The organism is Caballeronia humi (assembly GCF_001544475.1).
In the GTDB taxonomy this organism is placed as follows: domain Bacteria; phylum Pseudomonadota; class Gammaproteobacteria; order Burkholderiales; family Burkholderiaceae; genus Caballeronia; species Caballeronia humi.
Genome location: NZ_FCNW02000224.1, coordinates 1 through 729 on the forward strand (window position 1 = coordinate 1; position 729 = coordinate 729).

The 729-nt window shown below is 61.2% G+C and carries 1 protein-coding gene; it reads right to left on the minus strand.

Annotated elements, in window-relative coordinates:
* The coding region (locus AWB65_RS35150) for an enoyl-CoA hydratase/isomerase family protein (protein ID WP_087671281.1) at positions 1-584 on the minus strand (584 nt) is incomplete at its 3' end.
* Positions 585-729 lie beyond the last annotated feature (145 nt).

Genomic DNA, 729 nt, shown 5'->3' on the forward strand with positions numbered 1-729 from the left:
TTGGCGGCAATCTTCGCTGCAAGCCTGAGTGCCGTCGTCATCAAGTCTTCGGGTTCGACGACTTCATCGATCAGACCCAGCCTGAACGCTTCCTGCGCGCCAATCGGTTCGCCGGTGAAGTACATGCGGCGCAATGCGCCCTGCGGAATCAACCGGCCGTGATGAGCCGCGCCCCCGCAGCGGCCGACATTGATTTCCGGCGTGCCAAACCGCGCATTGCTCGCAGCGATGCGGATATCGCACACGGTGGCCAGCACCGAGCCCGCGCCGAGGGCCGGCCCGTTGACCGCAGCGATGACGGGAATCGGGCAGCGGTAGACGGCGGAAAACGTCCTACGCACAATGGCTGCCCGCTCGGGGTCCTGCTCGGGCGTCGCGCTTAGAAACTCGTTCAAATCGAGCCCCGCGCAAAATGCACGATTGCCGGCGCCGGTGAAGATGGCGCAATGGACATCGAGTTCCTTGCCGAGGTTTTCGAAGAGATCGGCGATTTCGCTATAAAGCGCGAGCGTCAACGCGTTGACCGGCGGCCGGTCGAGGGTAACGATCGCGATACCGTCTCGCTTTTCGAGAGTCAGTGACATGGGTTGCCTTTGGTAGAAAAATGTTTCACGATCAGTCGTCGAACCGGTAGATGCGCGCGGGGTTATCAACAAGGATGGTCTCCCGCAACGAGGCGTCGTCCACCCATTCATGGAATGTATTCAGCAAATCGCCGACGTCCGGCGC